Annotated in this window: 3 protein-coding genes, 1 pseudogene and 1 riboswitch; of the genes and pseudogenes, 1 reads left to right on the plus strand and 3 read right to left on the minus strand. The window is 50.8% G+C overall.

The genetic code is table 11. The features are described 5' to 3' along the window. Positions 1–275: pseudogene (locus tag ABEV74_RS06660) on the minus strand (IS3-like element ISHahy4 family transposase); the annotation flags it as partial. Between the two features lie 38 nt (positions 276–313). Further along, on the minus strand, positions 314–640 hold the full coding sequence (locus ABEV74_RS06665) for a helix-turn-helix domain-containing protein (protein WP_062490568.1): 327 nt from the start codon (positions 638–640) through the stop codon (positions 314–316). 388 nt (positions 641–1,028) lie between these two features. Here ABEV74_RS06665 and ABEV74_RS06670 point away from each other — a divergent pair, with 388 nt between their 5' ends. Further along, the gene (locus ABEV74_RS06670; RefSeq protein ID WP_430144579.1) at positions 1,029–2,306 is read left to right on the plus strand and encodes a Glu/Leu/Phe/Val family dehydrogenase; all 1,278 of its coding nucleotides are present in this window, start codon (positions 1,029–1,031) and stop codon (positions 2,304–2,306) included. A 560-nt stretch (positions 2,307–2,866) separates the two neighbouring features. Here the strand turns inward: ABEV74_RS06670 and ABEV74_RS06675 are convergent. Then, a complete protein-coding gene (locus ABEV74_RS06675) occupies positions 2,867–3,337 on the minus strand; it encodes a C40 family peptidase (RefSeq protein WP_062489505.1) in 471 nt (156 codons plus the stop codon). Positions 3,338–3,341: 4 nt separating this feature from the next. Continuing rightward, positions 3,342–3,487, minus strand: a riboswitch (cyclic di-AMP (ydaO/yuaA leader). Positions 3,488–3,521: the final 34 nt, after the last annotated feature.

A 3,521-nucleotide genomic window follows, 5' to 3' on the forward strand; every position in this document is an offset into this window, starting at 1 on the left:
AGACGATAAGATTTTTTCTTATCAAGAATGAGCTCATACTTGTTACGAAGACACTCGGCTAAGAGCTTGTACCCATAGACATGCTCTTCACCTTCCACAAGCTCCAACAGCCATTCTTTTATCTGCTCGTCGCTTATTTTGCGTCCCTGCAGCGTAAAGGAGTAGCCAGGGCAAGGCCTTCCCCTTTTCACGTTGCTCGAGCCCTCATTGGATCGCTGCGCGCGTTTTAAACGCTCGTAATAAGTTGATTCCGCCAGACCGACGATACGCAACACAAGAGCTGCGCTGTTCCCCTGCTTAATATAGCGGTCGGCTAATTCAAATTTTTCGGATAAGCAGGGTTCTGCTTTTTTAGCAGTTCACGCAGGATCTCGATTTCGAGTTCTTTTTCGCCAAGCACCTTCATTGCTTTTTCGTACTTTTCTTCCACTTCCTGCAGCCTCTTCAGCTCTTGCAGTTGATGGTCAGCTGGAGGGAGCTTATGAATATCCACTTGATCCCGATATGTCCGGATCCAAGTACGAACTGTCTCCGGATGCAGGTTATACTTTCGGGCAAGGACCCCCACCTTGATACCGGATAATGCTTCTCGAACTACATCCAATCGTACTTCTTCGTACAGCTTGTTCGATCGTCTCATATTGTCCATCCCCTTATACAAATACAGTAATATATTGTGGGGCAGAACTCCAGTTCAATTAGGGGGCCGTAGAGCAAAAGCCTGCAAAAGTGCAGAAATTTAGGCCCGAACAGAAAATCATAGCGCAAAATCCTGCGAAAATACAGTAATTTTTGGCGGTTTGTGCTTGTCTGGCTTGAACGGGTCAAAAAAACTGTATAATCGCAGGAATTTTTGCGTTTTGATTATTTGGGGCCCGAAAAAACTGTACTTTTGCAGCTTTGTTCCGGCCAATAGAGTTTCATTATCGTCCCTCAAAAAATTTTTATTGGATTTTACAAGTTCTTCTCCTATAAAATACACGATATAGTGCAAATGATTATGCAAATCGTACAAAAAAGGAGAGTTCATAGTGGCTTTGAGCGTAGCAAATCAAGCAACAACCGAAAACTTGAATCCGTATGAAATTGCCCAACGGCAAATCGAGGAGGCCGCCTCGCATCTGCAGCTGCCTGCCCATGTAGTCGAATTTCTGAAAAAGCCGAAGCGGGTATTGAGCGTCAACTTCCCGGTGAAGATGGACGATGGAACGGTACGCGTCTTCGAAGGTTTCCGGTCGCAGCACAACGACGCTCTCGGTCCGAACAAGGGCGGCATTCGCTTCCATCCGGACGTCACGATGGACGAGGTCAAGGCGCTGTCCATGTGGATGTCGTTTAAGTGCGGAGTCGTCGGCCTGCCTTATGGAGGAGGAAAAGGCGGCGTCATCTGCGATCCGCGCAAACTGAGCAAGGGCGAGCTGGAGCGGGTAAGCCGCGGATTTATGGAAGCGATCGCCGAAATTGTCGGTCCGGAGAAAGATATTCCGGCTCCCGATGTCTATACGACGCCGGAAATTATGGGCTGGATGATGGACACCTACAGCCGTTTGCGTGGCGCGTTCACGCCGGGCGTTATTACGGGCAAGCCGCTTATCGTCGGCGGTTCCAAAGGGCGGAACGAAGCGACGGCCCGCGGCTGCGTGTTCACGATCGAAGAAGCGATGCGTCAATTGGGCAAACCGATGCAAGGCGCAACGGTTGCGATTCAAGGCTACGGCAATGCCGGCCGCATCGCGGCAAAACTTCTGTCCGAGCAAGGCTGCACGATTGTGGCGGTCAGCGATTCCGGCGGCGCGATTTATTTGCCGGAAGGCTTGCCGGTGGACGAAATCGGTCGGCTGAAGGATGAGAAGGGCAGCGTTCGTTATTTCGAGGCCGCAAATGCCATCACGAATGAGGAACTGCTGGAACTGGAAGTGGATATTCTGATTCCGGCCGCGCTGGAGAACGTCATTACGGCTGCCAACGCTTCGCGCATCAAGGCCAAAATCGTAGCCGAAGCGGCGAACGGCCCGACAACGCCGGAAGCGGACAAAGTGCTGTTCGAGAAAGGCATCGTCGTCATTCCCGATATTCTGGCGAATGCGGGCGGCGTTACGGTATCCTACTTCGAATGGGTGCAAAACCTGGCGAACTTCTACTGGAGCGAAGAAGAAGTCAACAGCAAGCTGAAGGTCAAAATGACCGAATCGTACGGAGTCGTTTCCGAGTTAGCTTCCAAGCACAATGTGCCGCTGCGGACCGCCGCGTACATGGTCTCGATCCAGCGGATCGCCGAAGCGATGAAAGCGCGCGGCTGGGTATAATGATCCAATCTTCATCATCGTAATCAATCTCAAGTCAAGGCCGCAAACGAAGGTCCATCGACGGACCTGCGTTTGCGACTTCCCTTGACAATTGGATGACGAAAATCTGGCCTGACCCGTACATGCTTCGATCTTTCCGATCTTGTCCGTTCTTCAACCGCAGATGATTACCCCTTTCATTTACTGCCTAATCCAGAGCCTTTCTGAATTCAACTATTACCGGACCTTATAGCTTCCCTTTTTTAATCCAATAAACGATTTGTAACGTTCCGATTAACCCAATTGCAAATACAACAAAAAGTAAACCGAGCCATAAGCCGAGTCTATTGATCTCTCTCAATTCCGGCAGATTAATCAACACGAATATTCATATGTGGTTTCACCTCGATACAATAGATCGTCGAAGTGATGAAAGCGCGCGGCGGGATGCAATCATGGGCCGGGCACGGCAAAAGGCCGCAACCGCCGTCCTTGACGGACGGCGATTGCGGCCTTGTCGTTACGGCGATGACACCTGGCTGCGCTGATCGAACGGCGGCAGCCGTCATCCGAGGCCCGGATCAATTGGGCTTCGCGAGCTTCTCATATTGCTCCGACGTCATAACGCGGCGCGCCGTAACGTAGCGCTTGGCGTAATAGGAATCATCCAGGTCGGTGATGACGACGCCTTTGCTCGTGGAAGCATGCGCGAACTTGCCGTTGCCCACATAAATGCCGACATGGGAAATACCCTTGCCGCTCGTATTGAAGAATACGAGATCTCCTTCGATCAGTTCGCTCTTTTCGACTTCGTCGCCTTCTTCGGCTTGCGATCTGGACGTACGCGTCAGCGAAATACCGAGCTTCTTGAATACATAGGAAGTAAACCCGGAACAATCGAAGCCTGCGGTGGTCGTTCCGCCATAACTATAATTGACGCCGATCAATTCATCGATCACGCTGTCCAGTTTCGTGCTGCTGGCAAAAGCGCTTCCCGCCTGGAATGCCAACGCGGCAACAAGTCCGAGTATGAGCAAGGTGACTTTCTTCAAACCTTAAAGCTCCTTCCGTAGCCTACGAGGTTAGCTGTGGGGTTCGGTTGAAGGTTCCCTATGACCCCCGATTCGCGCATTCGCAATCGGGATCAATTCACCCGAAATGGTTCCCCCGTTTCCTTTCAAGGAATTCGGCATCTTTTTTGTCATTTCTTTTATGTACTGGACAGTGAAAAGTTCT

Source organism: Paenibacillus cisolokensis (assembly GCF_050481165.1).
Taxonomy (GTDB): Bacteria; Bacillota; Bacilli; order Paenibacillales; family Paenibacillaceae; genus Paenibacillus_AH; species Paenibacillus_AH cisolokensis.